This window comes from Streptomyces sp. ALB3, assembly GCF_044385685.1.
Lineage (GTDB): Bacteria > Actinomycetota > Actinomycetes > Streptomycetales > Streptomycetaceae > Streptomyces.
The window spans coordinates 733,609-758,981 of the sequence record NZ_JBISCE010000003.1; the positions used below are offsets into that span (position 1 = coordinate 733,609).

The 25,373-nt window shown below is 71.1% G+C and carries 19 protein-coding genes and 1 pseudogene; 11 read left to right on the forward strand and 9 right to left on the reverse strand.

Annotation, left to right across the window (positions count from 1 at the left end; genetic code table 11):
* Window positions 1-651, reverse strand: coding sequence for an AIM24 family protein (locus ACHFIV_RS05235; RefSeq protein WP_398964062.1), 651 nt, complete (start codon window positions 649-651; stop codon window positions 1-3).
* Complete coding sequence (locus ACHFIV_RS05240) at window positions 651-1,283, reverse strand: AIM24 family protein (protein WP_398964237.1); 633 nt, start codon at window positions 1,281-1,283, stop codon at window positions 651-653. Before ACHFIV_RS05240 ends, ACHFIV_RS05235 begins: the two co-directional genes overlap by 1 nt.
* 209 nt (window positions 1,284-1,492) lie before the next feature.
* On the opposite strand from ACHFIV_RS05240, the gene ACHFIV_RS05245 reads away from it, so the two are divergent.
* The 3 genes from ACHFIV_RS05245 (at window position 1,493) to ACHFIV_RS05255 (ending at window position 3,746) form a co-directional block, all read left to right on the forward strand.
* Entirely contained in the window at window positions 1,493-1,843 is a 351-nt protein-coding gene (locus ACHFIV_RS05245) for a DUF3817 domain-containing protein (protein WP_398964065.1), read from the forward strand.
* Window positions 1,840-2,133 (forward strand): MTH1187 family thiamine-binding protein, encoded by a 294-nt coding sequence (locus ACHFIV_RS05250; RefSeq protein WP_398964068.1) that lies wholly within the window; start codon window positions 1,840-1,842, stop codon window positions 2,131-2,133. The genes ACHFIV_RS05245 and ACHFIV_RS05250 overlap by 4 nt, the downstream gene beginning before the upstream one ends.
* Window positions 2,134-2,288: 155 nt before the next feature.
* Window positions 2,289-3,746 carry a glycosyl transferase gene (locus ACHFIV_RS05255; RefSeq protein ID WP_398964070.1) on the forward strand — a complete coding sequence of 486 codons (1,458 nt, stop codon included), beginning with the start codon at window positions 2,289-2,291 and terminating at the stop codon, window positions 3,744-3,746.
* Between the two features lie 34 nt (window positions 3,747-3,780).
* Here ACHFIV_RS05255 and ACHFIV_RS05260 read toward each other — a convergent pair whose 3' ends face one another.
* Entirely contained in the window at window positions 3,781-4,767 is a 987-nt protein-coding gene (locus tag ACHFIV_RS05260) for an ArsR/SmtB family transcription factor (RefSeq protein WP_398964073.1), read from the reverse strand.
* Between the two features lie 69 nt (window positions 4,768-4,836).
* On the opposite strand from ACHFIV_RS05260, the pseudogene ACHFIV_RS05265 reads away from it, so the two are divergent.
* From ACHFIV_RS05265 to ACHFIV_RS05280, 4 genes and pseudogenes are all read left to right on the forward strand, one after another.
* Window positions 4,837-6,205, forward strand: a pseudogene (locus ACHFIV_RS05265) (MFS transporter).
* Between the two features lie 9 nt (window positions 6,206-6,214).
* Window positions 6,215-6,727, forward strand: coding sequence for a MarR family winged helix-turn-helix transcriptional regulator (locus ACHFIV_RS05270; RefSeq protein ID WP_398964076.1), 513 nt, complete (start codon window positions 6,215-6,217; stop codon window positions 6,725-6,727).
* A gap of 84 nt (window positions 6,728-6,811) precedes the next feature.
* The gene (locus tag ACHFIV_RS05275; protein ID WP_398964078.1) at window positions 6,812-7,144 is read left to right on the forward strand and encodes a DUF3817 domain-containing protein; all 333 of its coding nucleotides are present in this window, start codon (window positions 6,812-6,814) and stop codon (window positions 7,142-7,144) included.
* An 83-nt stretch (window positions 7,145-7,227) separates the two neighbouring features.
* Entirely contained in the window at window positions 7,228-8,928 is a 1,701-nt protein-coding gene (locus ACHFIV_RS05280) for a methylmalonyl-CoA mutase (RefSeq protein ID WP_398964080.1), read from the forward strand.
* Window positions 8,929-8,967: 39 nt separating this feature from the next.
* Here ACHFIV_RS05280 and ACHFIV_RS05285 read toward each other — a convergent pair whose 3' ends face one another.
* Window positions 8,968-9,612, reverse strand: coding sequence for a TetR/AcrR family transcriptional regulator (locus tag ACHFIV_RS05285; protein WP_398964083.1), 645 nt, complete (start codon window positions 9,610-9,612; stop codon window positions 8,968-8,970).
* A gap of 318 nt (window positions 9,613-9,930) precedes the next feature.
* Here ACHFIV_RS05285 and ACHFIV_RS05290 point away from each other — a divergent pair, with 318 nt between their 5' ends.
* The 4 genes from ACHFIV_RS05290 to ACHFIV_RS05305 all read left to right on the forward strand — a co-directional run bounded on the left by ACHFIV_RS05290 (window position 9,931) and on the right by ACHFIV_RS05305 (window position 14,096).
* Window positions 9,931-10,908 (forward strand): tetratricopeptide repeat protein, encoded by a 978-nt coding sequence (locus ACHFIV_RS05290; RefSeq protein WP_398964086.1) that lies wholly within the window; start codon window positions 9,931-9,933, stop codon window positions 10,906-10,908.
* Window positions 10,909-11,508: 600 nt separating this feature from the next.
* A complete protein-coding gene (locus tag ACHFIV_RS05295; RefSeq protein WP_398964089.1) occupies window positions 11,509-12,153 on the forward strand; it encodes a DUF6230 family protein in 645 nt (214 codons plus the stop codon).
* 91 nt (window positions 12,154-12,244) lie between these two features.
* Window positions 12,245-12,811 (forward strand): DUF6114 domain-containing protein, encoded by a 567-nt coding sequence (locus ACHFIV_RS05300; RefSeq protein ID WP_398964091.1) that lies wholly within the window; start codon window positions 12,245-12,247, stop codon window positions 12,809-12,811.
* Window positions 12,801-14,096 (forward strand): hypothetical protein, encoded by a 1,296-nt coding sequence (locus tag ACHFIV_RS05305; protein WP_398964240.1) that lies wholly within the window; start codon window positions 12,801-12,803, stop codon window positions 14,094-14,096. The genes ACHFIV_RS05300 and ACHFIV_RS05305 overlap by 11 nt, the downstream gene beginning before the upstream one ends.
* Before the next feature lie 105 nt (window positions 14,097-14,201).
* Here ACHFIV_RS05305 and ACHFIV_RS05310 read toward each other — a convergent pair whose 3' ends face one another.
* The 5 genes from ACHFIV_RS05310 to pta form a co-directional block, all read right to left on the reverse strand.
* The gene (locus ACHFIV_RS05310) at window positions 14,202-14,837 is read right to left on the reverse strand and encodes a hypothetical protein (RefSeq protein WP_398964092.1); all 636 of its coding nucleotides are present in this window, start codon (window positions 14,835-14,837) and stop codon (window positions 14,202-14,204) included.
* A gap of 15 nt (window positions 14,838-14,852) precedes the next feature.
* Window positions 14,853-19,634: an RICIN domain-containing protein gene (locus tag ACHFIV_RS05315; protein ID WP_398964095.1), complete on the reverse strand. Its 4,782-nt coding sequence runs from the start codon at window positions 19,632-19,634 to the stop codon at window positions 14,853-14,855.
* Window positions 19,635-20,344: 710 nt separating this feature from the next.
* Window positions 20,345-21,772, reverse strand: a complete 1,428-nt coding sequence (gene pyk / locus ACHFIV_RS05320) for a pyruvate kinase (protein WP_398964097.1) — start codon at window positions 21,770-21,772, stop codon at window positions 20,345-20,347.
* Window positions 21,773-21,846: 74 nt separating this feature from the next.
* Complete coding sequence (locus tag ACHFIV_RS05325; RefSeq protein WP_398964100.1) at window positions 21,847-23,097, reverse strand: acetate kinase; 1,251 nt, start codon at window positions 23,095-23,097, stop codon at window positions 21,847-21,849.
* Window positions 23,094-25,166 (reverse strand): phosphate acetyltransferase, encoded by a 2,073-nt coding sequence (gene pta, locus ACHFIV_RS05330; RefSeq protein WP_398964103.1) that lies wholly within the window; start codon window positions 25,164-25,166, stop codon window positions 23,094-23,096. The genes ACHFIV_RS05325 and pta overlap by 4 nt, the downstream gene beginning before the upstream one ends.
* Window positions 25,167-25,373: the final 207 nt, after the last annotated feature.

Sequence of the window (25,373 nt, forward strand, 5' to 3'; positions counted from 1 at the left end):
TCACAGCTTCTCCTCCGACGCCTGGACGTACACCGCTCCGCTGCCGCTGAGCTCCAGCTGGAACGCCTCACCGGAGCCGCGCCCCACCATGTCGCGCCAGCCGAGGGCGGTGGACAGCTTGTTGGTCACGTCCCCGTGGTGGGCGACATAGGCCTGCGGGTCCACATGGACCGGCCGGCCCGGCGTGATCGGCAGTTCGATCACACCGCCGTGCGCCATCACGGCGACCGCGCCGTGGCCCTTGAGCGTCGTCGTGAACAGGCCCTGGCCCGTCACCTGGCCGCGCACCATGCCCATCACCCCGCCCTGCGAGCCCATGAACAGGGTGCCCTGCCGGAGCGTCCCGTCGAAGGCGAGCAGCCGGTCGGCCTCCACGCAGAGGGTGTCACCCGCCAGGTCGATCACCTGGATGTGATGACCGCCGTGGCCGAACATCACCGTGCCGCTGCCCTCGACCGTCATCAGGGGGGTCGCCTCGTTCGCCACCCGCCGGCCGATCATCGACCCCAGGCCGCCCTGCCCGCCCTGGATGTCCGGGGTGAACGAGACGTCCCCCCGGTACGCGAGCATCGCGCCGCGCTGGCTGTAGATCGTCCGGCCGGGGGCCACCACGGCCTCGACCATCTTCGAGTTGATCTCACGGAAAGGCATCAGGCATCGCCCCCGACGGTGTTCCGCTCGCTGGGCTGCACGTAGACGAGGCCGTCGCCCTCGAAGCGGATCTGGAAGGACTCGCCGGAACCCTCGCCCATGAACGTGCGGAAGTTCACCCCGGACTGGAAGTGCTGCTGGAGTCTGCCCTGGTGGGCGATGTAGGCGCCGGGGTCCACGCTCAGCGGGTACCGGGGCGTCACCCGCAGCACCACGGCGGAGCCGTCCGACGTGATCGCGGCCTGGCCGGTGCCCTCGACGGTCGTGGTGAACAGGCCGTTGCCGCTCGCGCCGCCGCGGAGGCCCGTGAACGAGGTGCCGGTGCGCAGTCCGGCGTCCGAGGCCAGCAGGTTGCTCGCCTCGACGTACAGCGTGTCGTCGCGCAGCGACACGAGGTTGATCTCGCTCGCGCGGTCGGCGAAGTAGCAGGTGCCCTGCCCTCTCACCTCCATCATCTCCATCTGCTCGCCGGTCAGCCGGCGGGTCACCATCCCCCGGAGGCCCTCACCGCCGCCCGACATCTTCTTGAAACCCATCCGGCCGTCGTACGCGACCATCGAGCCGTTCTTCGCCTTGACGGCATCGCCTGTCAGGTCGACGGCGAGCGTCTTGCTGCCTTGGAGTCGGAACATCGCCACGGTGCGACGTTAGCCGCACGGGACCCCGCCGGACAGAGCCCGGTGGCTGATCCGGACCCCGACATGACCCTGATATGCGCTGATTCGCGCAGCGGCGGCCGGACGCGGACCCCCTGCCCCGGAGAGCCGGCAACGATGCCACAATGGCTCTGCTTGTGCCTGCGTTCACAAGCCGACACGCCCCTCCCACCGAAGGTGCCCTCGTGGACATCAAGACCGCTTCCGCCCTGCACCGGCTGCGCCTCATCTCGCTTCCCGAGGCGCTGTCCTTCCCGGCGCTGCTCATCTTCGGCTCGCTGCTCATGCGGGTCTCGGACATCGACTTCCTGATGCCGCCCCTCGGCGCGCTCCACGGCCTTCTCTTCACGGTCTACGTGGTGTTCCTGCTGGACGTCTGGGTCAAGGCCAAGTGGCCGCTCAAGCGCGTCGCACTGTTCTTCCTCCTCGCGGTCGTGCCCTTCGGCGGCCTCTACGGCGAGAAGCTGCTCAAGAAGTACGAGGCGGACGGCGTCATCGCCGCCCGCGCCCGCGCCGAGGGGACGGTCAGCGCGTGATCGTCGCCTTCTCCGTCAGTCCGCTGGGCGTGGGCGAGGACGTCGGCGAGTACGTCGCCGACGCCGTCCGGGTGGTCCGTGAGTCCGGGCTGCCCAACCGCACGGACGCGATGTTCACCTCCGTCGAAGGCGAGTGGGGCGAGGTCATGGACGTCGTCAGACGTGCCGTCGCCGCCGTCGAGGCGCGGGCGGGCCGCGTCTCCCTGGTGCTGAAGGCCGACATCCGGCCGGGCGTCACCGACGGCCTGACCTCCAAGGTCGAGACCGTCGAGCGGCACCTGGCGGGCTGACTCGGCCCCCACGCCCGGCCCCCGGGCAGACGAGGAGCCCCCGGCCCACGGGGGCTCCTCCCGTTCGGGCGAAGGAATCCCTCACTCGGGCCTTCCGGCTCGACACGTCGTCATATCTCCCCTTCTGTAGGGATACGCGTTCTACAGGGGTACGCATGGCCGACCAGGGAGGCGTGATGCCGTCGGAGGGCTACGACCACGACAACCGGGGCCGTCTCGCGGGGGTGCTCGCCGAGCCGCCCCCGACGGGGTACCGGGTGCGGTACCGCGTCCTCCCGCGCGCCGGGAAGTACCGGACGGGAGCGGTCCTGCTGACGGCGCTCGCCCCCGCGCTCGCCGGACTGCTGCTGCTCCACGCGCTGTGGCACACGCACTGGACGGGCCGCGGGAACGCCCAGAGATGGGTGGCGCTCGCGGACTCCGTGACACTCGTGTCCCTCGCGATGGCGGAACTGTTCCTGCTGGTCAACGTGATCGCCGTCGCGTACGCCGCGTGGGTCGTCCGGGATCCCGTCCCGGTGGCGCCCGAGCGCGGCACCGGGCTCGCCTTCCTCGTGACGTACGTACCGGGCAGGGAGCACCTCTCCACGGTGCGGGCCACCCTGGAGGGCGCCGTACGACTGCGGCACCCGGGGCCCCTGGACGTCTGGCTGCTCGACGAGAGCGACGACCCGGAGGCCAGGATGCTCTGCGCGGAGCTGGGCGTGCACCACTTCACCCGCCTCGGGGTGCCCGAGTGGAACCGTGAGGCAGGCCCGCACCGGACCGGGACGAGGCACGGCAACTACAACGCCTGGCTCGCCAAGCACGGGGACGACTACGACTTCCTCGCCTCCCTGGACACCGGCCTCGTCCCGCTGCCGGGCTTCCTGGAGCGGATGACGGGCTACTTCCGCGACCCGGACATCGCCTTCGTCGTCGCACCGCCCCTCCACTACGGTGACGCCCCCGCCGTCACCGGGATCGCCGGGCCCCCGCACTCACCCTTCCGCGCGCTGGTCCAGCGCGCGGGCAACCGCTACGGAGCGCCCGTCCTCGCCGGCACCGGCCGCGTCATGCGTGTCGCGGCCCTGCGGCGGGCCGGCGGCTTCCAGGACTCGGCCGCGGGGGACATGGCCACCGGCTTCGGGATCCACCGTCTGCGCAACCCGCGGACCGGGCGGTTCTGGCGCTCGGTCCACACCCCGGACGCCCCGGCCGCCGGCGACGGCCTCAGCGCCCCGGCGCACGCCCTCACCCGGCGGCGCCGCCGGGCCCGCGGGGCGTACGGGGCCCTGCTGACGCAGTACGGCAAAGCCTTGTTCCGGGTGCCGCCCGGGCGTCTCCTCAGCTACACGCTGACCCTCCTCCGCCGCCCCGTGGCAGCCGTCACCTGCCTGTTCTGCGTACTGAGCTGCCTGCTGGCCCTCACGCAGGCCCAGACACGCGTCCAGACGGTGTGCGCCCTGGCGGCCGCGGCCCTCCCGCCCGGCCTGCTGTGGTCCTCCACGCTGCTGCGTGGCCGTCCGCGCCGCGCGGCCGGGAGCCGCTCCCGCACCGTGCGTCCCGTCCAGGACGGGGAGCCGGCGCTCGCCACAGCCGCCACCGCGAGCGGCCCGGCGGGAGGCACCTGATCCACGGCGGGGGCGGACCGTTCCGGTCCCGCGCTCAGGGCTCCTGCGACGCCAGCGCGATACCCAGCGGGGTGCGCTCGTACAGCACCTGATGACCGTACCGCCGGGAGGTCAGCAGCCCCGCCGCGCGCAGCGCCGACAGGTGGGCGGACACGGACGAGGGGGCGAGCGACAGCCGGTGCGCCAGCGCGCTCGTCCCCGCCGGTTCGACGAGGGCGCACAGCACGTCGGCACGGGCCCTTCCCAGCAGCCGGGCGAGCGCGTCGGGCGTGCGGCCGGCCGGCTCGGTCCACAGGCCGCCGATCCCGCGCGCGGGATAGATCACGGCCGGCTGCCAGGGTGGTTCGTAGCCGCCCACCACATCCGGCCACACGAACACGCTGGGCATCAGGACCAGCCCCTGTCCGCCCAGGACCCGGCTGTGGTCCCCCCGGGTGCCGGCCACCGTCAGGGTCGAGTCCGCCCAGCGCAGCCGGGGGCTGAGCTCGCCGAGGAGCCGCTCGAAGCCCGCCTCGGCGAGGCGGCGCGAGTGGTAGGCGATGTCCGCTTCCAGCAGGGCCCGCAGCCGGGGCCAGTGCGGCTCGACCATCACCTGCCAGGCCCGCTCCAGCAGGTCCGCCAGCTCCTGGACCGTCCGCGCCGGGTCGGCCAGCAGCCGCCGCCCGGCGGGAGAGCCCGGCCCGCCCGGCTGGTCGGCGAGCGCGAGGGCCATGTCGTCACGGGCGGTGGCCGGGTCCGTCGCCCGGACGGCCGCGAGCTCCTCGGTGAAGGTGGCGAGCGGGCCCCGTGGGGGCGGACAGATGAAGTCGGGGTTGTGGCCGCCGTCCGGCATCAGCAGCCACAGCGGCGCCAGGTCCAGCCCGGCGGCGCTCTCCCGGACGCGCCGCAGCCAGGGCAGGTGGTAGCCGTGACGGCCGGGCCGGTGGAGCGTCCGCACGGCCTCCTGCGTCTCCCAGAGCGGCGAGAGGGCGAAGCGGCAGCGGAGCAGATCGCTCTCGTCGAAGTACAGGCGGAACGGCATCGGCCATCCAAGTTTCGGCGTGAGCCGAAAGTCTACGGCGCGGCGGGGCCGTTCCTCCACGCTGCGTCCATGCCGAGAGACACCACCACCCCGGCGGGTACACCCCGCGACACGACCGCCGCCGAGGCGTTGTCCCCGGCACCGCCCCCGGAGCGTTCCTCCGCGTCCGGCCCGGGCCCCGAGCCGGGGGCGGACCCGGGCGGGGGCTACCGGGCGGTGTTCGCCGTGCGGGAGTTCCGGCCGGTGTTCGCCGCGCACGTGCTCTCGCTCCTCGGTGTGGTCGTCAGCGAGCTGGCCCTGACCGTGCTCGTCTACGAGCTCACCCGCTCGCCCCTGCTGTCCGCGCTCACCCTCGCGCTCGGCTTCCTCCCGTACGCCGTCGGCGGCACGCTCTTCGCCGGCGTCGCCGACCGGTACCCGGCCCGCAGGGTCCTCGTCACCTGCGACCTGGTCTGCGCCGGCTGCGTCGCCGTGATGGCGCTCCCCGGCACCCCCGTCGCGGGGCTGCTGGTGCTGCGCTGCCTGGTGGCCGCGGTGGCGCCCGTCTTCACCGGGACACGGACGGCGGCCCTCACCGACATCCTCGGTGAGGGCGACCTCTACGTCCTCGGCCGCTCGCTCCTGCGCCTGGTCTCCCAGAGCGCCCTGTTCGCCGGCTTCGGCGCGGGCGGGGCGCTGCTCACCGTCCTGTCCCCGCGTGGGGCGATCACGGTCACCGTCGCCACGTTCCTCTGCTCCGCCGTGCTGCTGCGCCTGGGCACCAAGGACCGGCCGGCCCGCGCGGGAGGGGGTGCCGGGGGCGCACTGATCGGGGACTCGCTCGCCGGGGCCCGCGCCGTCCTGGGTGACCGCCGGATCCGCGGGCTGCTCCTGCTCTTCTGGGTCCCGGCTTTCTTCGTCGTGGCCCCGGAGGCCCTCGCCGCGCCGTACGCGGACGCGATCGGCGCCGGCCCGGCCGCCCTGGGGGTCCTGATGTGCGTGATGGCGGCGGGTCACATCGGGGCCGAGCTGTACGTGGGGACCGCACTGAAGCCCCGCGCACGCAGCCGGATCGTGCTGCCGGTCGCCGCGGTGGGCCTGCTGCCCCTGGTGCTGTACGCCTTCCGGCCGGGGATGGCCGTGGCCGTCGCCCTCCTGGTGGCGGCCGGGGCCGGGGCGGCGTACGTCATCGGGCTCGACCAGTGGTTCGTCGACGCGGTCCCCGAGCACCTGCGGGGCAGGGCGATGACGGTGCTGACCGCAGGGCTGATGACGGTCCAGGGGCTCGGTATGGCCCTCGCGGGGGTGGCCTCGGAATTCCTCCCCGTGCACCAGGTGGTCGCCTGCTCGGGAGCGGCCGGTACCGTCTGCACGCTCCTGGTGGTCGTGGAGGTGCGTAGAACGGGCGTCCGGTACCGAAAGGCGAGACAGGGCTGACCGCCATGTGACCAGTGGGTAAGGTCGTGCCGTGCCGAAGCCGCTCAGCCTCCCCTTCGATCCCATCGCCCGCGCCGAGGAACTCTGGCACCGGCGCTGGGGCCCGGTGCCCTCCATGGGGGCGATCACATCGATCATGCGCGCGCAGCAGATCCTGCTCGCCGAGGTGGACGCGGTGGTCAAACCGTACGGGCTGACCTTCGCCCGCTACGAGGCGCTGGTCCTGCTGACCTTCTCCCAGGCGGGTGAGCTGCCGATGTCCAAGATCGGCGAGCGTCTCATGGTGCACCCCACCTCGGTGACGAACACCGTCGACCGGCTGGTGCGCTCGGGGCTGGTCGACAAGCGCCCCAACCCCAACGACGGACGCGGAACCCTTGCCTCCATCACGGACAAGGGCCGCGAGGTCGTCGAGGCCGCCAGCCAGGACCTGATGGCCATGGACTTCGGACTCGGTGTGTACGACGACGAGGAGTGCGCCGAGATCTTCGCCATGCTCCGGCCGCTGCGGGTGGCGGCCCACGACTTCGAGGACAAGCGCTGACGGACGCCGGGGCCGGGGCCGGGGCCCGTTCCGCGGGCCGGGGCGCCGCAAGATCGCCCCGGCCGTCCGGTTACGCTCGATGCCATGAAATCCAGCGTGCTGACCCGCTATCGGGTGATGGCCTACGTCACCGCCGTCATGTTGATGATCCTGTGCGTGTGCATGGTCTTCAAGTACGGATTCGACACCGGCGAGGGGCTGACCCTCGTGGTCTCGCAGCTCCACGGTGTCCTCTTCATCATCTATCTGATCTTCGCCTTCGACCTCGGCTCCAAGGCGAAGTGGCCGGTGGGCAAGCTGCTCTGGGTGCTGATCTCCGGCACCATCCCGACGGCCGCCTTCTTCGTCGAGCGCAAGGTCGCCCGCGAGGTCGAGCCGCTGATCACCGACAGGACCGCGCAGCCCGTCGGGGCCTGATCCACACCACCCGAACCGCCCCGCGCGAAGCGCCGGGCGGTTTGCCGTCGACATTTACTAGGACGTCCTAGTAAATTTGTCCCATGGACGCTCATGCGATCGAGGAAGGCCGCCGTCGCTGGCAGGCCCGTTACGACAAGGCCCGCAAGCGTGACGCGGACTTCACCACGCTCTCCGGGGACCCGGTGGAGCCCGTGTACGGGCCCCGCCCCGGTGACACGTACGAGGGTTTCGAGCGGATCGGCTGGCCGGGCGAGTACCCCTTCACCCGGGGGCTGCACCCCACCGGCTACCGGGGCCGCACCTGGACCATCCGCCAGTTCGCCGGCTTCGGCAACGCCCGGCAGACCAACGAGCGGTACAAGACCATCCTGGCCAACGGGGGCGGCGGACTCAGCGTCGCCTTCGACATGCCGACCCTGATGGGACGCGACTCCGACGAGCCCCGCTCGCTCGGCGAGGTCGGCCACTGCGGCGTCGCCATCGACTCCGCCGCCGACATGGAGGTCCTGTTCCAGGACATCCCGCTCGGCGACGTCACCACCTCCATGACGATCAGCGGGCCCGCAGTCCCGGTCTTCTGCATGTACCTGGTCGCCGCCGAGCGTCAGGGCGTCGACCCGGCGGTGCTCAACGGCACGCTGCAGACCGACATCTTCAAGGAGTACATCGCGCAGAAGGAGTGGCTCTTCCAGCCCGAGCCCCACCTCCGCCTCATCGGTGACCTGATGGAGCACTGCGCCCGCGACATCCCCGCGTACAAGCCGCTCTCGGTATCCGGCTACCACATCCGCGAGGCCGGGGCCACGGCCGCGCAGGAACTCGCGTACACCCTCGCCGACGGTTTCGGATACGTGGAACTCGGTCTCTCGCGAGGTCTCGACGTCGACACCTTCGCTCCCGGGCTGTCCTTCTTCTTCGACGCGCACCTCGACTTCTTCGAGGAGATCGCCAAGTTCCGCGCCGCCCGACGGATCTGGGCCCGCTGGATGAAGGAGACCTACGGGGCGAAGACCGACAAGGCCCAGTGGCTCCGCTTCCACACCCAGACCGCCGGGGTCTCGCTCACCGCGCAGCAGCCCTACAACAACGTCGTACGCACCGCCGTGGAGGCGCTGTCCGCCGTACTCGGCGGCACCAACTCCCTGCACACCAACGCCCTGGACGAGACGCTGGCCCTGCCCTCCGAGCAGGCCGCCGAGATCGCGCTGCGCACCCAGCAGGTGCTCATGGAGGAGACCGGCGTCGCCAACGTCGCCGACCCGCTGGGCGGTTCGTGGTACGTCGAGCAGCTCACCGACCGCATCGAGGCGGACGCCGAGAAGATCTTCGAGCAGATCAGGGAGCGGGGCACCCGGGCGCACCCGGACGGCAAGCACCCCATCGGTCCGATGACCTCCGGCATCCTGCGCGGCATCGAGGACGGCTGGTTCACCGGCGAGACCGCCGAATCCGCCTTCCGGTACCAGCAGTCGCTGGAGAAGGGCGAGAAGCGGGTCGTCGGTGTCAACGTCCACCACGGATCCGTCACCGGGGACCTGGAGATCCTGCGGGTCAGCCACGAGGTGGAGCGCGAGCAGGTGCGTGAGCTCGCCGCACGCAAGGAGGGCCGCGAGGAGGCCAGGGTCCGGTCCGCGCTGGACGCGATGCTGGCCGCCGCACGCGACGGCTCGAACATGATCGGTCCGATGCTGGAGGCGGTACGGGCGGAGGCGACCCTCGGCGAGATCTGCGGGGTGCTGCGCGACGAGTGGGGCGTCTACACGGAGCCGCCGGGCTTCTGACGGGGGCCGGCGGGGGCCGATCGCCGACCCTCCGGGCGCTCAGCCCCCGGGGCGCCGCTCCGCCGCCGCCGCGCCCAGCCCGCAGAGCAGCAGTACCGTGAAGCGCCGGGCCCAGTCGGTGTCGACGGGCTCGGCGCTCACCAGCGTCCGGTGCACCACGGCCCCGGCGATCACGTCGAAGATCAGGTCGGCGGTGCGGGCGGCCACCACCGCGTCCGGCTCCGCCGGCAGCTCGCCGCGCCGCTGCGCGCGCTCGCGCCCCTGCAGCACGAGGTGCTTCTGCCGGGCCACTATGGAATCGCGTATGCGGTCGCGCAGCGCCTCGTCACGCGTCGACTCGGCGACCACCGCCATCAGGGCCGTCTTGGTCTCCGGGCGTTCCAGCAGAGCGGCGAACTGGAGGACCACCGCCTCCACGTCCGCCGTGAGGCTGCCGAGGTCGGGCAGCTCGAGCTCGTCGAAGAGGACGGCGACCGCGTCGACCACCAGTTCGTTCTTGCCGGCCCAGCGGCGGTAGAGAGTCGTCTTGGCGACCCCTGCCCGCGTCGCCACGTCACCCATCGTCAGCTTCGACCAGCCGAGGTCGACCAGCGACTCACGGGTCGCCTCCAGGATCGCGGCGTCGGCCTCGGCGCTGCGGGGACGTCCGGACCGGGTGGGTTCCATGGGGCTGCGGCTCAGCATGCGGCGACCATACCGGCCGGTAAGTAGTGCTGACCGGGCCGGGAGCCCGTGAGACAGATCACCGCGGGCTCTTGCGTCGCAGGGGGGCTGGGCAGTTACGCTACGGGTCGTAGCGTAAGAAGCGACGGTCCGTCCGTCGTGACGCGACGACCGATCGACAGCCACAGGCGCCGGGTGGGGATCCGGCACCAAACACGGGGTTTTTCAGGGCCTCGGAACCGTTTCCGTCCGCTCGTCGCGCACACCGGCGTGGCTGTGGACGGAAGCGGTTCGCGGATCGCTTTCCGGAACGGTGCGCACAGGGGGGAGGATGTACGTATGCAGCCTAGGAACATGTCCATGAGCGGTGTCGTCGACCTCGCCGCTGTGAAGGCGGCCGGCGACGCGAAGGCGAAGGCGGAGCAGGCCCGTGCGGAGTCCGCCCGGCAGGGGGGCACCGGTGCCGTCGCACCCGCTTCCCTGGTGATCGACGTCGATGAGGCGGGCTTCGAGACCGAGGTCCTCCAGCGCTCCACCGAAGTCCCGGTCGTCATCGACTTCTGGGCCGAGTGGTGCGAACCGTGCAAGCAGCTCGGCCCGCTCCTCGAGCGTCTGGCCACCGAGTACAACGGCCGCTTCGTGCTGGCCAAGGTCGACGTCGACGCCAATCAGATGCTGATGCAGCAGTTCGGGATCCAGGGCATCCCGGCGGTCTTCGCGGTGGTGGCCGGACAGGCCCTCCCGCTCTTCCAGGGCGCGGCCCCCGAGAGCCAGATCCGCCAGACGCTGGACCAGCTGATCCAGGTCGGCGAGGAGCGTTTCGGCCTCACCGGGATCACCGTCGACCCGGACGCCGCTGCCCCGGAAGGGGAGGGCGCCCCCGTCGAGGTGCCCGCGGGACCGTACGACGCGCAGCTCGAAGCAGCCGCACGGGCGCTGGACGCCAACGACTTCGCAGGCGCTGTCCAGGCGTACCGGAGCGTCCTGGCCGACGAGCCGGTCAACACCGAGGCGAAGCTGGGCCTGGCCCAGGCGGAGCTGCTGGGCCGGGTCGCCGGGATGGACCCGCAGCAGGTCCGCAAGGAGGCCGCGGAGAATCCGGCCGAGCCGGTGGCGCAGATGGCCGCCGCCGACCTGGACCTCGTGGGCGGTCACGTGGAGGACGCCTTCGGGCGCCTCGTCGAGACGGTCCGCCGCAACTTCGGTGACGACCGCGACGCCGTGCGGGTCCGGCTCCTGGAGCTCTTCGAGGTGATCGGGCCGGACGACCCCCGGGTAACCGCCGCGCGGACCGCCCTGGCGCGCGTCTTGTTCTGATGTGACAACACGGCCGTGGAGCCCTCGGGGCACCACGGCCGTTTTCGCGGGCGAACGACAACGAACACGTCCGCTTTACCAAAACTTGATAAAACAACGTAGTGTTACTCGCAGTAAATCGCCCTCCGGAGTCTGTCCGGTTTGGGCCTGTAATCCCGCCATTCGCGCGCCCCTGTGACGCCACCCTGTGTGGCCGTCCGGTATCGCCCTGTCGCGTGCCGGTTATCGGGTCGTTACTAGTCAGTAACGACCCCCCTTGTGCCACGGGCGCGAATGCACCACGATCGGCCACGCTCGGTCCAATACCCGCCGGTCCGACGGCCAGTCGGCACAGGCGGGTCCGTTGGGTCCCCACCGGGTGGTCGGCGGCAGTGGCGCCGATCGCGGACAGGGGGGTTCCTGCCCCTGGGCGGGGCCTGTCCGAACCGGCCGCGCAGACGCGCGGCCAGTGGTTGTCGCTCGGGGGTGATCGCCGGTGATTCGGATGCGGTACGCGCCTCCGGTCCGGGCGCTCTCCTTCCCGAGGACGTAGCACTTCTCCCATCCCAGGGCGGGCATGACGCCCGTACCGGAGATGTACGTCCGAGAAGGAGGAAATATATGAGTTCGCAGGTTCGCGGTGGTACCAGATGGAAGCGTTTCGCTCTGGTCATGGTGCCGAGCGTCGTCGCGACCGCAGCAGTCGGCGTCGGCCTGGCGCAGGGTGCGCTCGCGGCGTCGTTCAGCGTGTCCGGGCAGGAGTTCAAGGTCAAGGCCACCGAGCTCGAGGGCTGGGACTTCGTCCAGTACGGCAGTGTCGCCTCGGGCAAGACGCTCGACGGTAAGCCCATGCACGCCCCGGTGGCGGTGTCAGGCTTCAGCAAGGCCTACATCACCAACATGTGCCAGTCGGTCGTCACGCCCAAGGTTCCGGGCATCGGTAACGTGACGCTGAGGCTGGAGGCGGGTGGAGGTGGCAAGCCCGTCTTCGCCAAGAGCCTCTACCTCGACGTGTCGGAGCTCGACGCCGATGCCGAGTTCAAGAACATCGACATCGGTGTGGCCGCGGGTTCCCTGCCGAAGTCGGAGGGCAAGCCCGGTATTCAGCCGAACACCCAGGCCAACCCCAACGGCTTCGCCCAGCGCGCCGAGAAGGCCAAGCTGAAGAACGTCAAGCAGAAGGCGTGGGCCACGACGGCCGGCACCTTCAACCTCAGCGGCCTGAAACTGCGGCTTTCCACGGATCCCGACCAGGAGTGCTACTAAGCGCGCCGGGTGGCCGGAGCGCACACCGTGGGTCCCGGCCACCCACCCTTTCTCTTCTCACAGCAGTACCGGTTCCAGGGAGCTGTTTTCCATGAGCCCCGAGTCCACAGGGCAGAACGAGCACCACCTCACCGTCTACCGGCGGGGATTCCGCACCTGGCGGGGTAACCGGCCGTTCTGGGCGGGTCTGTTCACCATGGTGGGTGGCCTTCCCATCGCCTACTTCCCGTACGCCAACATGCACCTCGGCAACGTCACGCTGGCGATGTCCACGACGGCGGGCGCGGGGTCATTGATCATCGGGGTCCTGCTGGTCACCCTGGGCCTCACCATGTGGTTCCACAGCATTGTCCGGGTGTTCGCCGGTGTCGCCGCGATCCTGCTCGCCCTCATCTCCATACCCATCGCCAACATAGGCGGCTTCATCATCGGGTTCCTGCTCTCGCTCATCGGCGGAGCCCTCTCCATCGCCTGGGCTCCGGGTACGGCGAAGGAAGCCCCGGAGTACGACGGCCATGCCGCACCGGCGCCCCTGGCCGCCGCCCCGGACGCGACGGAGCTCGGGCAGGGTCCCCACGACACGGCTGAGGCCCCGCGGGGGCCGCTGCTGTCCAAGGCTGCGGCGGAGGCCGACGGTGGGAGGCATCGTGCGGGGTGACGACGGGCAGACCAACGACTTCGGACCGGGGAACCCTCCGGAGCGAAGAGGGCCCCGCCACGCGGCGCCCAGGAAGTCCCTCCTGACCAAGCTGCACATGCCCACGGGCAAGAAGGCCTTCGCGCTCGCCGCGATGCCGACGGCCGTCTTCGTGGGCATGGGGCTCACCCCCAAGCTGGCCATGGCCGACGACAGTTCGGACATACCCTTCGCGCCCGGCCCCTGCGTGACCCGCTCCGACGAGCCCTCCGAGTCGCAGGAGACCGAGACGGAGCCGACCCCGAGCGCCACGCCGTCCGACGAGACCGGCAAGGACGACGTCGGCAAGGACGACGCCGGCAAGGACGACGCCGGCAAGGACGACGCGAACGACGGGTCCGCGGCGCCGAAGCCCTCCCCGAGCGCGAGCGCCTCCGAGGAGGCCACGTCCGCGGGGACCACCGGGGACAAGGCCGCCCCGTCGGCCACCCCCTCGCCCACCGAGTCGAAGAACCCCCTCGACCCGCTGGGTGTCGGGGACGCGCTCAAGGACCTCTTCGACGGACCGGACAAGGAGACGGCCGAGCCGTCGCCCGAGGCCACTGCCGAGAGTCCGGAGCCGTCCCCCAGTGCCACCGCCACCAAGCCGGTGGAGAAGGTGACGGACGCGGCGAAGGACACGGTCGACGAGACCACCGACGCCATCCGTGAGGCGGCCGAGAAGGCGGGCAAGGACGTCGAGGAGCTCGACGACGACGTCAAGGGTCTCGACCCCGTCAAGGACGAGGACATCCCGGACGGCGCCAAGGAGCGCTTCCCCTGCCCGACCGCCGACCCCGAGGCCCTCGCAGCGGCCGAACTGGAGCAGGGCGTCCCGCTGCTCCCGGACGACCCGTGGACGCTGGAGACCTCGAAGCTCACGCTCAACGGGCTCGACTACGCCGGCATCGTCGAGGTGAAGACGTACAGCGGCAACGTCAAGAAGGTCCTGAAGTTCACCGCCAGCTCCATCGACATCAAGGACCTGCACCAGCTGACGAAGGGCCCGGCCGGAACGACCGGGCACGTCAAGGCGCGCGGTGGTTCCACGTCGACCATCCGCGACGGCGAAGTGACGATGTACACGGAGAAGCTCGAGGGCAACCTCTTCGGGCTCATCCCGATCACCTTCAGCCCGGAGACCCCTCCGCCGCTGAACGTCCCCTTCGCGTTCTTCACCGACGTGACGGTGACCCAGGCCGGCCAGTTCGGCGGCACGCTCACGGTCCCCGGCCTGTCGAACTACTTCACCGGCGGCAACGGCTGACCTGAGTCCCGTCCGGGAGCCGCACGAATGACTGCGGGCCGCCCCCTCGCGAGAGGGGGCGGCCCGCAGCCTTGTCGGACCGGAGTCCCGGTCATCGCGCGTGCGCTACGCGTCCACGAGATACTCGATGTCGCCCACGACGTACGCCCCGTACCGGAACGCCCGTCCCAGCTCCGCCAGTCGCGCGTACCGCTCCCTCGACAGGCGCAGGTAATGCGGGGACAGCGCGTCACTCCTGACGGGCAGGGCGCGCAGCAGCAGCCGGAAGGCGAGATCAGGTGTGCAGCGGTCGACGCACTCGGTGAGAGCCTGGACCACCTCCCGGTCGAGCACGCCGTCGAACTCCCCGACGGCTGCCCGGACCCGGCCGGCCAGCTCCGTCCCCTCGTACCGGTCCGCCCCGGAGAGCGTCACAGGGGCCGGACGGCGGGCGAGCCAGGCGTCGCACACCTCCATCAACTGACGCATCCACGCCGCACCGTCCGTGACGCGGCCGCGGTGGAAGAAACGCTCCCCGCCCTCCACGCCCCCTTCCCACAGCGCGGTGATGTGGTCGGCGGGGAGCACGTCGTGGAGGAGGCGGGCGTCACGGCGTACCAGAAGCACGGCTTCGGGCTCCAGCTCCTCCACGAACTGACCGGCCACGGCTTCCGCTTCCGTGGAGGCGTCCAGCATCCAGTCCTGGTGGAAGAAGCTCATGACCCAGGGGACACCGAACGTGAATTCCGTGGACCGGTCCATCGGTCATCTCCTCCCTTACACCGGGTATCCGGTGTAGACGTAGAATCCGCCGGGCTTGTGCCCCTTCGCCCGCTTGAGCACGATGACGAACTGGTTGCCGGTGCGGGTGACCGTCGTGCCGTCGGGGTGGGCCACGAAACCGAGCGAGTTGTCCTTGCCGCCCATCGTGCCCCTCAGCGTCTTCTGCTGCTGACTGCCCCGCATCCACTTGCCGATCTCGGCGGCCTTCTCCGCCAGGATCTTGTCCACGACCGCCTGCGTCGTCGCCAGGTCGTCGAAGACGCTGATCTTCTCGCCGTCGGCTCGGGCCCGCGTGAGGGCGGTGGCCTCGGACGTCGTGTGCTTGCTGAGGATGTGTGCCTGCCCGGGGAACTTCTGCGCGTCGGCCACGAGGTCGCTGCAGTTGTGGACCAGGACGGGTGAGTCACCCGCCAGCACGAAGAAGGTGTGCAGGTCGTCGACGGTCAGGTCGTGAACCGTCCGGTCCGCCGGGGCGGGCCGTTCCCTGAGCGTGGCCACGGCCCGGACCTCGCCGTCCTCCGTGCGCAGCCGGTCGCCCACGGCCAGGTCCGCAACGACGGTCCAGCCCTGGCCGACGACGAAGAAGCGGTGTCCCACCGTGCTGGAGAGCTGGCCGCCTCCGGCCAGTGCGATGTCCACCAGACGGTCGGTGTCGTGCCGGTAGGTGCTGAGCACCGGCTCGGGACGCAGCTCACCGCTGACGGGGTCGGCGGCCAGCACCCGGTCGGTCCGGTCCACCTCACTGATCGCCCTGCTGCTGCCGTCGGCCATCAGCACCCGGGTGTCCCCCGGGAAGCTGTTGACTGTGCACGCGGTGCGCAGATCCTCGTACGCGTTCACCGACCGCTGGACGTCTGCGAGGGTCGCGGGGTCGATGTCCAGCGCCTTGAGCGCCTTGAACGCGTCCGCGACGCCGATGCCTGTCTGCATGGCGGCGTCCAGAGCACGGATCCCCTCGACGACCTTCTCGACCGCCTTGCCCGGGACGAAGTTGGACGCGGCCCACGCGCACCCGCTGACACTGCCGTGCCAGCAGTCGACGAAGTCCCCGATCAGGACCTCCTTGAGTACCTGGTAGACGATCGTCTGCTGGAGGATGTCCAGCTTGCTGAAGTAGCTCGTCACCTCCTTCGTCTGGTTCGGGAAGGTCCTGGTCTCCAGGAAGACCGTCTCCTCCTGCGGGCACCCCGAGCGGGTGGCCGGGACGTCCGGGTCGGTGCACACGTAGAAGTCGAGCGTGGCGTCGAAGTGGACGGTGAACGTCACCTCGCAGCCCTCGAACCCGATCTGGATCTCGCAGGGGTTCTGCTGGTCGGCCTCGGTCACCTTGATGTCGTCGACGACGTAGAACGTCCCCCCGATACCGGTGCCGGCCCCCGTGGACACCTGCTGGTTGGCCTTCTTGCGTTCGGCCGACTCGGCGGCCTCCTGCGCGGACTCCGCGTACTTCTGGGCGTCCTTGGCGGCTTCCTCGGCGGCGGTGGCCGCCGCATCGGCACGCTCGGCGGCTGCGCGCGCCGCGGACGCCGCCTCTTCCGCCGCGGACGCGGCGTCGCGTGCGGCCTGGGCGTCGAGGGCGGCCTGGTCCGCGGAGTCGCGGGCCTCGACGGCGTAGCCCTCGGCCCGTCCGGCGGCCTTGTCCGCTGCGTTCGCGTCCTCGGTGGCCTGGCGCCCGTACTCGATCGTCCGGGCAAGGGAGGCCGCGGCCTTCGAGGCGGCCGTGGCGGCGGCGGCCGCGTAGCCGAGTGCCTCCTTGGCGTACCCGCGGGCCTGGGACGCGTATCCGGCGGCGTTCGCCGCGTGCTGATAGGCGGCCTTGGCGTCGCCTTGTGCCGTATCGGCGATGACCTTGGCGCTCGCGGCTTCCTCGGCGGCGTTCTGGGCGTGGGCCTCCGCGACTGCCTTCTGCTGCTCGGCGATCGTCTTCGACGCCTGTCCCGTCAGGACCACCAGCCCTGCTGCCGAGTCCTTGGTGACGTAGGGCGAGCCGAGCTGGATCGCATCGTTGGCGGGTGCGGCGACCTGGGCAGCGGCGTTACCGGCATCGACGGCGGCCTGCGCGGTGATGTGCGCGTAGCCTGCGGCCTTCACCGACGCCGCGACAGCCTTGAGCGCTTCCTGCTGCGCCACGTCCGCGTGCAACTTGGCGGTCTTGGCCTGGGCCTCGGCCTCGTCGGCCATCTCGACCGCGGTCTTCGCCTCAGCGGCGGCGTGCTGGGAGGCCGCGATCGCGTCGGCCGCCGCGCTGGTGGCCGTCTTCACCGCCGCGTCGGCCTTCAGTTTCGCGGCCTGTGCGGCGTCCGCGTCGGAGCGGGCCCGCTCAGCGGCCGCCTCCGCACGGGTGGCCGCCGCGTCGGCGTCCGCAGCCGCCTGGGTCGCGGCGTCGGCCTGGGAGCGGGCGGCCGTGGCCGCTGCCTCGGCGTCGTCGGCGTGCCGGGCCGCGGCGTCGGCCGCCGCCCGGGACTCCCCGGCGTTGCTGTCGGACTCGTGGGCCTGGGCGAACGCGTCCTTCGCGTAGGCCTTGGCACGTGCGGCGTCCGCCTCCTGCTCGGCGTCCCACGCGTCGTCCCGCAGGCCCCGGGCCTTGTCGCTGGCCGCTTCGGCCGCCTTCTGCTTCGTGACGGCGGTGCCCTCGGCCGATTCGGCCTTCTCCTGTGCGGACTTCGCCTTCGACGCCTGCGACTCGGCGTTGCGCTTGTGCTGGGCCGCCTCGGCCTGCTTGGCCGCCGCGGTCTCCTTCTCCTTCTTGGCCGTCAGCTCCTCGGCTTCCGCCGAGAGCCGCCTGGCGTGGGCCTCGGCGGCGGCCGCCTTGGCGTCCCCCTCCGCCTTGACGGCCTCGGCCAGCTTGGCCTCCGCGGTCTCCTTGTCCTTCTTGGCGTTGTCGCGGTGGACCTTGGCCGCGTCCGTCGCCGCCTTCGCCTGAAGCTCCGCGGCGTACGCGGCCTGCTTGCGGAACTCGGCCTTCGACTGCGCGGCCTGGGCGAGCGCCCGCTGGGTGATCGTCGCGCTGTCACCGGCGGCGGCCCTGGTGGCTGCCTCAGCGGTCTCGCCCGCCTTCACCATGGCGGTGAGAGCAGCGGCCGAACCCTGTGTGACCTGTGCCTTCTGCTGGCCGACCAGCAGACCGCGGCCACGCGGCGCGCCGTTGGCGTCCGCGACCGCGTAGGCGGCCTGCTCGGCGGCGGCGCTGGTCGCGGCGGCCTTCGTCGCCGCCGCGGCCTGCGTCCTGAGGACGGCGAGCTGTGCCTTCGCGGCGACCTGAGCCGCGGCGATGCCCTTCTTCGCCTTGTCGAACTGGGCCGTCGGCGGAAGGGTTCCGTTGTGCGCGGACACCTTGACGGTGAACTTCTGCGCGGCGGTGGTGTTGCACGTGTACGTCAGCGCGTCCTGGCCGTTGGTGAACGACGGCAGGTTCAGGCACTTGCCCGTGCCGACGCTCTTCAGGACCGTGGCGGCCCGGACGTTGTACTCCCAGGTCTGTGCCGGGGAGCTGTTGCACGTCCAGAGCTGGATCTTCGTACCGTTCGCCGTGTTGTTGGACGACACGTCGACGCACTTCTGGGAGTTCACGTTGCGCAGGTGCAGGCCTGCGTCGTCACCCGAGACCTCCCACTTCTGCGCCGCGCTGTCGTTGCACGTGTACATCTGGACGGCGGTGCCGTTGGTCTTCCCGCCGCCCGCGGCCTCCAGGCACTTGCCCGACGCCCCGGGGACCTGGATCACCGTCGGTGAGGTGCCGATCCAGCCGACGCCGCCGGAGGACCAGTAGTCCTGCCAGCGGGTGAGGTGGTCGGCGACCCACGAGTGGCCCAGCATCTGCCCCAGCGCCTCGGACCCGGCCGCGAGGGCCTTGACGGCGTCCTTGTTGGCGTTCAGGAGCTGGTTGCGCTGCGTGGACTGGGAGGCGATCTCCTGCTGCCACTCGGTGGCCGCGGTGGTGGAGATACCGCCCAGCACCTCGTTCGGGTCGATCGGGTCACGCCACGCGCAGGCGGCGAACCGGGACTTCAGGTCCTCGACCGCGATGCGGTGCTCGGGGGTGCCCGGGTCGGGAGCCGTACGGGCGAATCCTCCGGAAGCGAGGAAGCGACCGGCGTTGTCCGCGCCGGCGGGCTCCAGGGGCCAGTCCGTCAGGTGCTCGAAGGCATCGCGCTCGGCGAGCGCACGGTTCCACTCGTCCGAGGGGAGGCCGGGGACGGGATCCGCTCCGTACAGCGGGGTGCCCAGGTCCTTGACGGCCTTGAGCGTCGCGGCGTCCGCCGGGGGTGTCGGGTCCTCGTAGAAGTCGCTCTCGTCCTTCCAGAAACGATCGGCGATCCACGTGGTCAGGCCGGTCTGTTCGTGGAAGTCCTTCTGGCCGTCGTTGCTGGTGCCCGGCGGCCAGTGGAAGGTCGACTGGGTGAAGCCGGCCGGGGGCTCGAGGCCGGAGACCGGAGCCTTCCAGCCCTCGTGAAGTGCGTTGACGGCGTCCAGTTCGGCGCTCGCGGCCTCCCGGTCCTTGGTGTAGGCCGTCGCGAGGGGGGTGTCCTCCCAGTGGTCCCGGTTCGCCAGCACATGGAGCTGTTCGGGCGTCCTGCCGAGACCGTCCTGCGCCGTCTGGGCCATGGACGAGCCGCCGAGCCGCAGCACGTCGCTCATCAGGCACTGGTCCTGCCGCAACTGCTCGGCGGCGGTGTCCTCGTCCCAGTTGTAGGAGCCAGCGACCGGTTCCATGGCCGGGCCGGCGAACCGGTCGGCCAGGTCCGGGCGTACTCCCAGCGTGGCCAGGAGAGCCACGGCGAGCAGGGGCGGGACGATGCGGGCGGACCGTCCGGACCGTCGGGGCGTGGGTCTCGGCGACCCTGGTGATATGGAACGCAACTGCGCATCCTCTGCGTGAAGGGCGGACACGACCGGGAGACGGCCGAAGGCCGGCTCACTGGTGCTCGGGGAGGGCCGTCCGGCCCGCGCACGACGCCAGGAGCGGCGGTGTGCGTCCGGCGTGAGAGGTGGTGATCGCGGATGGTCCCGCACGGCGACATGGCTGCCCCCGGCATTTCCCCCGCGTCACTGCGCCCCCGGTCGCTCGAATGACGTTGCACGAGCGCGGAGAAGAAGGAAATCCGGTCAGGTGCAGCGTCACTTTAGATAGAAGTCGACTCTTCAGGGCGGGGAAAAGGACGTCCCAGCACGCCGGTTGGCGTGAACTGGTCCCTTCCGGCACAGCCGCGTGAGGGGGCGAGCCCACGCGGGGGCCGTCGAAAGCAAGGGGCGCCTTGTGGGGGAACTGTGAGGGTGTGGTGACCGGGACCAGATCAAGCTGGCTGATTGTCACCTGTGGTTCACAGGGGCGGGAGAGCCGTCAGCGGTTCGCAGCGGCCTGCGGGCTGGGCCGGGAGCGCCCCGACGGGGCGTCCCAGGCCGCTCCGCCGGTGGCTGCACACGGCTGTGGCCCGCGTTCCGGTACGTACCGGAACGCGGGCCACAGCCGTGCGGGCGGGGGAGCGTCAGGCGCGCTCGCCGCTCAGGTGGTGGACCCGGACCATGTTGGTGGTGCCGGGGACACCGGGGGGCGAGCCGGCCGTGATGACCATCGTGTCGCCGTCGCTGTAGCGGTTCAGCTTCAGCAGTTCCGCGTCCACCAGGTCGACCATGGCGTCCGTGTTGTCCACGTGCGGCACGACGTAGGACTCCACGCCCCAGCTCAGCGCGAGCTGGTTGCGGGTGGCCTCCTCGGTGGTGAAGGCCAGGATCGGCTGCGCGGCGCGGTAGCGGGAGAGACGGCGGGCCGTGTCGCCCGACTTGGTGAACGCCACGAGCGCCTTGCCGTCCAGGAAGTCCGCGATCTCGGCCGCCGCGCGGGCGACCGATCCGCCCTGGGTGCGCGGCTTCTTGCCCGGCACCAGCGGCTGGAGGCCCTTGGCCAGGAGCTCCTCCTCGGCGGCGACGACGATCTTCGACATCGTCTTGACCGTCTCGATCGGGTACGCGCCGACGGAGGACTCCGCCGACAGCATGACCGCGTCCGCGCCGTCCAGGATCGCGTTGGCGACGTCGGACGCCTCGGCTCGGGTCGGCCGCGAGTTGGTGATCATCGACTCCATCATCTGGGTCGCCACGATCACCGGCTTGGCGTTGCGGCGGCACAGCTCGATGAGGCGCTTCTGCACCATCGGGACCTTCTCGAGCGGGTACTCGACGGCGAGGTCGCCGCGGGCGACCATCACACCGTCGAAGGCGGCGACGACGCCCTCCATGTGCTCGACGGCCTGCGGCTTCTCGACCTTGGCGATGACGGGGACCCGGCGGCCCTCCTCGTCCATCACCTTGTGCACGTCCTTGACGTCCTCGGCGTCCCGCACGAAGGACAACGCGACCAGGTCGCAGCCCATCCGCAGGGCGAACCGCAGGTCCTCGACGTCCTTCTCGGACAGTGCCGGGACGTTGACCGCGGCACCCGGCAGGTTGATGCCCTTGTGGTCGGAGATGACACCGCCCTCGATGACGATGGAGGTGACCCGGGGGCCGTCCACCGAGACGACCTTCAGCTCGACGTTGCCGTCGTTGATGAGGATCGGGTCGCCCTTGGTGACGTCGCCGGGCAGCCCTTTGTACGTGGTGCCGCAGATCGACTTGTCGCCGGGGACGTCCTCGGACGTGATGACGAACTCGTCCCCACGGACCAGCTCCACAGGGCCCTCGGCGAACTTCCCGAGGCGGATCTTGGGGCCCTGGAGGTCGGCGAGGACGCCGACCGCGCGGCCGGTCTCGGCGGCGGCCTTGCGGACGCGGTCGTAACGGCCTTGGTGCTCCTCGTGGGTGCCGTGACTGAAGTTGAAACGGGCCACGCTCATGCCGGCCTCGATCAGAGCGACGAGCTGCTCATGGGAGTCGACGGCGGGACCGAGGGTGCAGACGATTTTGGAACGGCGCATGAGGCGGATCCTATCGGTTTGTTTCACTGCGGAATATTCCGTCTGGTGGAAGATACAAAGGGGCGCGGGCCCGCTCAGTTGTGGACCAGGTCGAAGGTCTGGCCGGCGATCTCCAGCTCCTCGTCCGTGGGCACGACGGCGACCGCCACCCGTGCGTCGTCGGGCGAGATCAGTCGCGGTTCACCGGACCGCACGGCGTTGCGGTCCGCGTCCACGGCCAGGCCGAATCCCTCCAGTCCCGCGAGCGCAGCCTCCCGCACCGGCGCCGAGTTCTCCCCGACCCCCGCCGTGAACGCCACGGCGTCCACCCGGCCGAGGACCGCCGAATAGGCGCCGACGTACTTCTTCAGCCGGTGGATGTAGATGTCGAACGCGAGCGTGGCGTGCTCGTCGCCCTCGTCCACCCGGCGCCGGATCTCCCGCATGTCGTTGTCGCCGCAGAGGCCGACCAGGCCGCTCCGCTTGTTCAGCAGGACGTCGATCTCGTCCGTCGACATGCCGGCCACCCGCTTCAGGTGGAAGGTGACGGCCGGGTCGATGTCCCCTGAACGCGTACCCATGACCAGCCCCTCCAAGGGGGTCAGTCCCATGGACGTCTCCACGCACCGGCCGCCCGCCACCGCCGAGGCCGAGGCGCCGTTCCCCAGGTGCAGCACGATCACGTTCACCTCGGTCACCGGCCGGCCCAGCAGCTCGGCCGTCCGGCGCGAGACGTACGCGTGCGAGGTGCCGTGGAAACCGTAGCGGCGGATGCGGTGCGCGTCGGCGGTCTCGACGTCGATCGCGTAGCGCGCCGCGTACTCCGGCATGGTGGTGTGGAACGCCGTGTCGAAGACCGCGACCTGGGGCAGGTCGGGCCGCAGCGCCTGCGCGGTGCGGATCCCGGTGATGTTCGCCGGATTGTGCAGCGGGGCCACCGGGACCAGCCGCTCGATCTCCTTCAGCACCTCGTCGGTGATCACGGTCGGCTCGCTGAACTTCAGCCCGCCGTGCACCACCCGGTGGCCGATGGCCGCCAGCTCGGGGGAGTCCAGCCCGAGCCCGTCGGCCTCCAGCTCGCCTGCCGCGGCCTTCAGCGCCTCCTCGTGATCCGCGATCCGGCCGGTGCGCTCGCGGGGCTCGCCGCCCCCGTGCGGTGTGTGCACCAGCCGTGAGGAGGACTCGCCGATCCGCTCGACCAGGCCGGTGGCCAGGCGTGTCCGGTCGCGCATGTCCAGCAGCTGGTACTTCACCGACGAGGAGCCGGAATTCAGTACGAGTACGCGGTGGGCGTCATTCATGGAGCGGGAACCCTCACTGGTCGGGCCGGTGGTCATCGCGGTCATTCCTCGCCCTGCGCCTGGATCGCCGTGATGGCCACCGTGTTGACGATGTCCTGGACCAGCGCGCCACGGGACAGGTCGTTGACCGGCTTCCTCAGCCCCTGCAGGACCGGGCCGACCGCGACCGCGCCCGCCGAACGCTGGACCGCCTTGTAGGTGTTGTTGCCGGTGTTGAGGTCCGGGAAGATCAGCACGGTCGCCCGGCCCGCCACCTCCGACGCCGGCAGCTTGGTCGCGGCGACGGACGGCTCGACCGCCGCGTCGTACTGGATCGGGCCCTCGATCCGCAGGTCCGGCCGGGAGGCGCGTACCCGCTCCGTCGCCTCCCGCACCTTGTCGACGTCGGCGCCCGTGCCCGAGGTGCCCGTCGAGTACGAGAGCATCGCGATCCGGGGGTCCACGCCGAAGCGGGCCGCGGTGACCGCCGACTGCACCGCGATGTCGGCGAGCTGCTCGGCGTCCGGATCCGGGTTGACCGCGCAGTCGCCGTAGACCAGGACCTTGTCGGCCAGGCACATGAAGAACACCGAGGAGACGATCGAGGCCTCGGGCTTGGTCTTGATGATCTCGAACGCCGGCCGGATCGTGGCGGCCGTGGAGTGCACCGAGCCGGAGACCATGCCGTCGGCCAGGCCCTCCTGGACCATCAGGGTGCCGAAGTAGTTCACGTCCGAGACGACGTCGTACGCCAGCTCGACCGTCACCCCGCGGTGCGCGCGCAGCGCGGCGTACCGCTCGGCGAAGCTCTGGCGCAGCTCGGAGGTCTGCGGGTCGACGATCTGGGTCTCCGCGAGGTCGATACCCAGGTCGGCGGCCTTCTTGCGGATGACGTCGGTGTCGCCGAGGAGGGTCAGGTCGCAGACGTCGCGGCGCAGGAGGACGTCGGCCGCGCGCAGCACGCGCTCCTCGGTGCCCTCGGGCAGGACGACCCGGCGCCGGTCCGAACGGGCCTGCTCCAGCAGCTCGTGTTCGAACATCATCGGGGTGACCCGGCCGCTGCGGGCCACCGAGATCCGCTCCAGCAGGGCGCCGGTGTCCACGTGCCGCTCGAAGAGGCCCAGCGCGGTCTCCGCCTTACGGGGCGTCGCCGCGTTCAACTTGCCTTCGAGGGCGAAGAGTTCACCTGCGGTAGGGAAGGAGCCGCCCGACACCGCGACGACCGGGGTGCCCGGCGCCAGGCGGGCCGCCAGCCGGAGTATCTCCTCGCCGGGGCGCTCGTTCAGCGTCAGCAGGACGCCCGCGATGGGCGGTGTGCCGGCGCTGTGCGCGGCGAGCGAACCGATGACCAGGTCCGCGCGGTCGCCGGGTGTGACGACCATGCAGCCCGGGGTCAGGGCCTTGAGGAGGTTCGGCAGCATCGCGCCGCCGAACACGAAGTCCAGCGCGTCCCTGGCCAGGCCCGAGTCGTCGCCGAGCAGGACCGTTCCGTCCAGTGCGGTGGTGATCTGGGCGACGGTCGGTGCGGAGAGCGCGGGATCGTCCGGCAGCACCGAGCACGGGACCGGGAGCTGCGCCCTCAGCCGCTCGGCGATGTCCGAGCGCTCCTCGGACGCCACCCGGTTCACGATCATCGCCAGGACGTCGCAGCCGAGGCCCGCGTAGGCCCGGTAGGCGTTGCGCGTCTCGGCCCGCACGGACTCGGCGTCCTGGTCCTTGCCGCCGACCACGGCGATCACGGAGGCGCCGAACTCGTTGGCGAGCCTCGCGTTCAGTGCCAGCTCGTCCGGGAGCTGGGTGGCGGCGTAGTCGCTGCCGAGGACCAGTACCACCTCGTAGTCGCGGGCCACCCGGTGGAAACGCTCGACGAGCAGCGAGACCAGTTCGTCCGTGCCCTTCTCGGCCTGGACGGCGGAGGCCTCCTGGTAGTCCAGGCCGAAGACCGTCTCCGGGCTCTGCGAGAGCCGGTAGCGGGCCCGCAGCAGCTCGAACAGCCGGTCGGGTCCGTCATGGACGAGCGGCCGGAAGACGCCGACCCGGTCCACCTGACGCGTCAGTAGCTCCATGACTCCCAGATCGACGACCTGACGGCCGTCTCCCCGGTCGATCCCGGTCACGTACACACTGCGCGCCACGCGTGGTCTCCCGTCCTGTATGGCTTGCATTGTCCCTTTGACGATACCTACCGGGGCAGGCGGACCGCCCGCCGGGCACCGTGCCCGCGGCGGCCCCTCCGGGGCCCCGGGCGGTCCCCGCCGGTGAAGCCGGAAGCGCGGGGGCCCGGCCCGGCGTGGGACAATCGTCGTGGCTCACGGTACGGGGGTTTCTCGACGGGTCCCCGG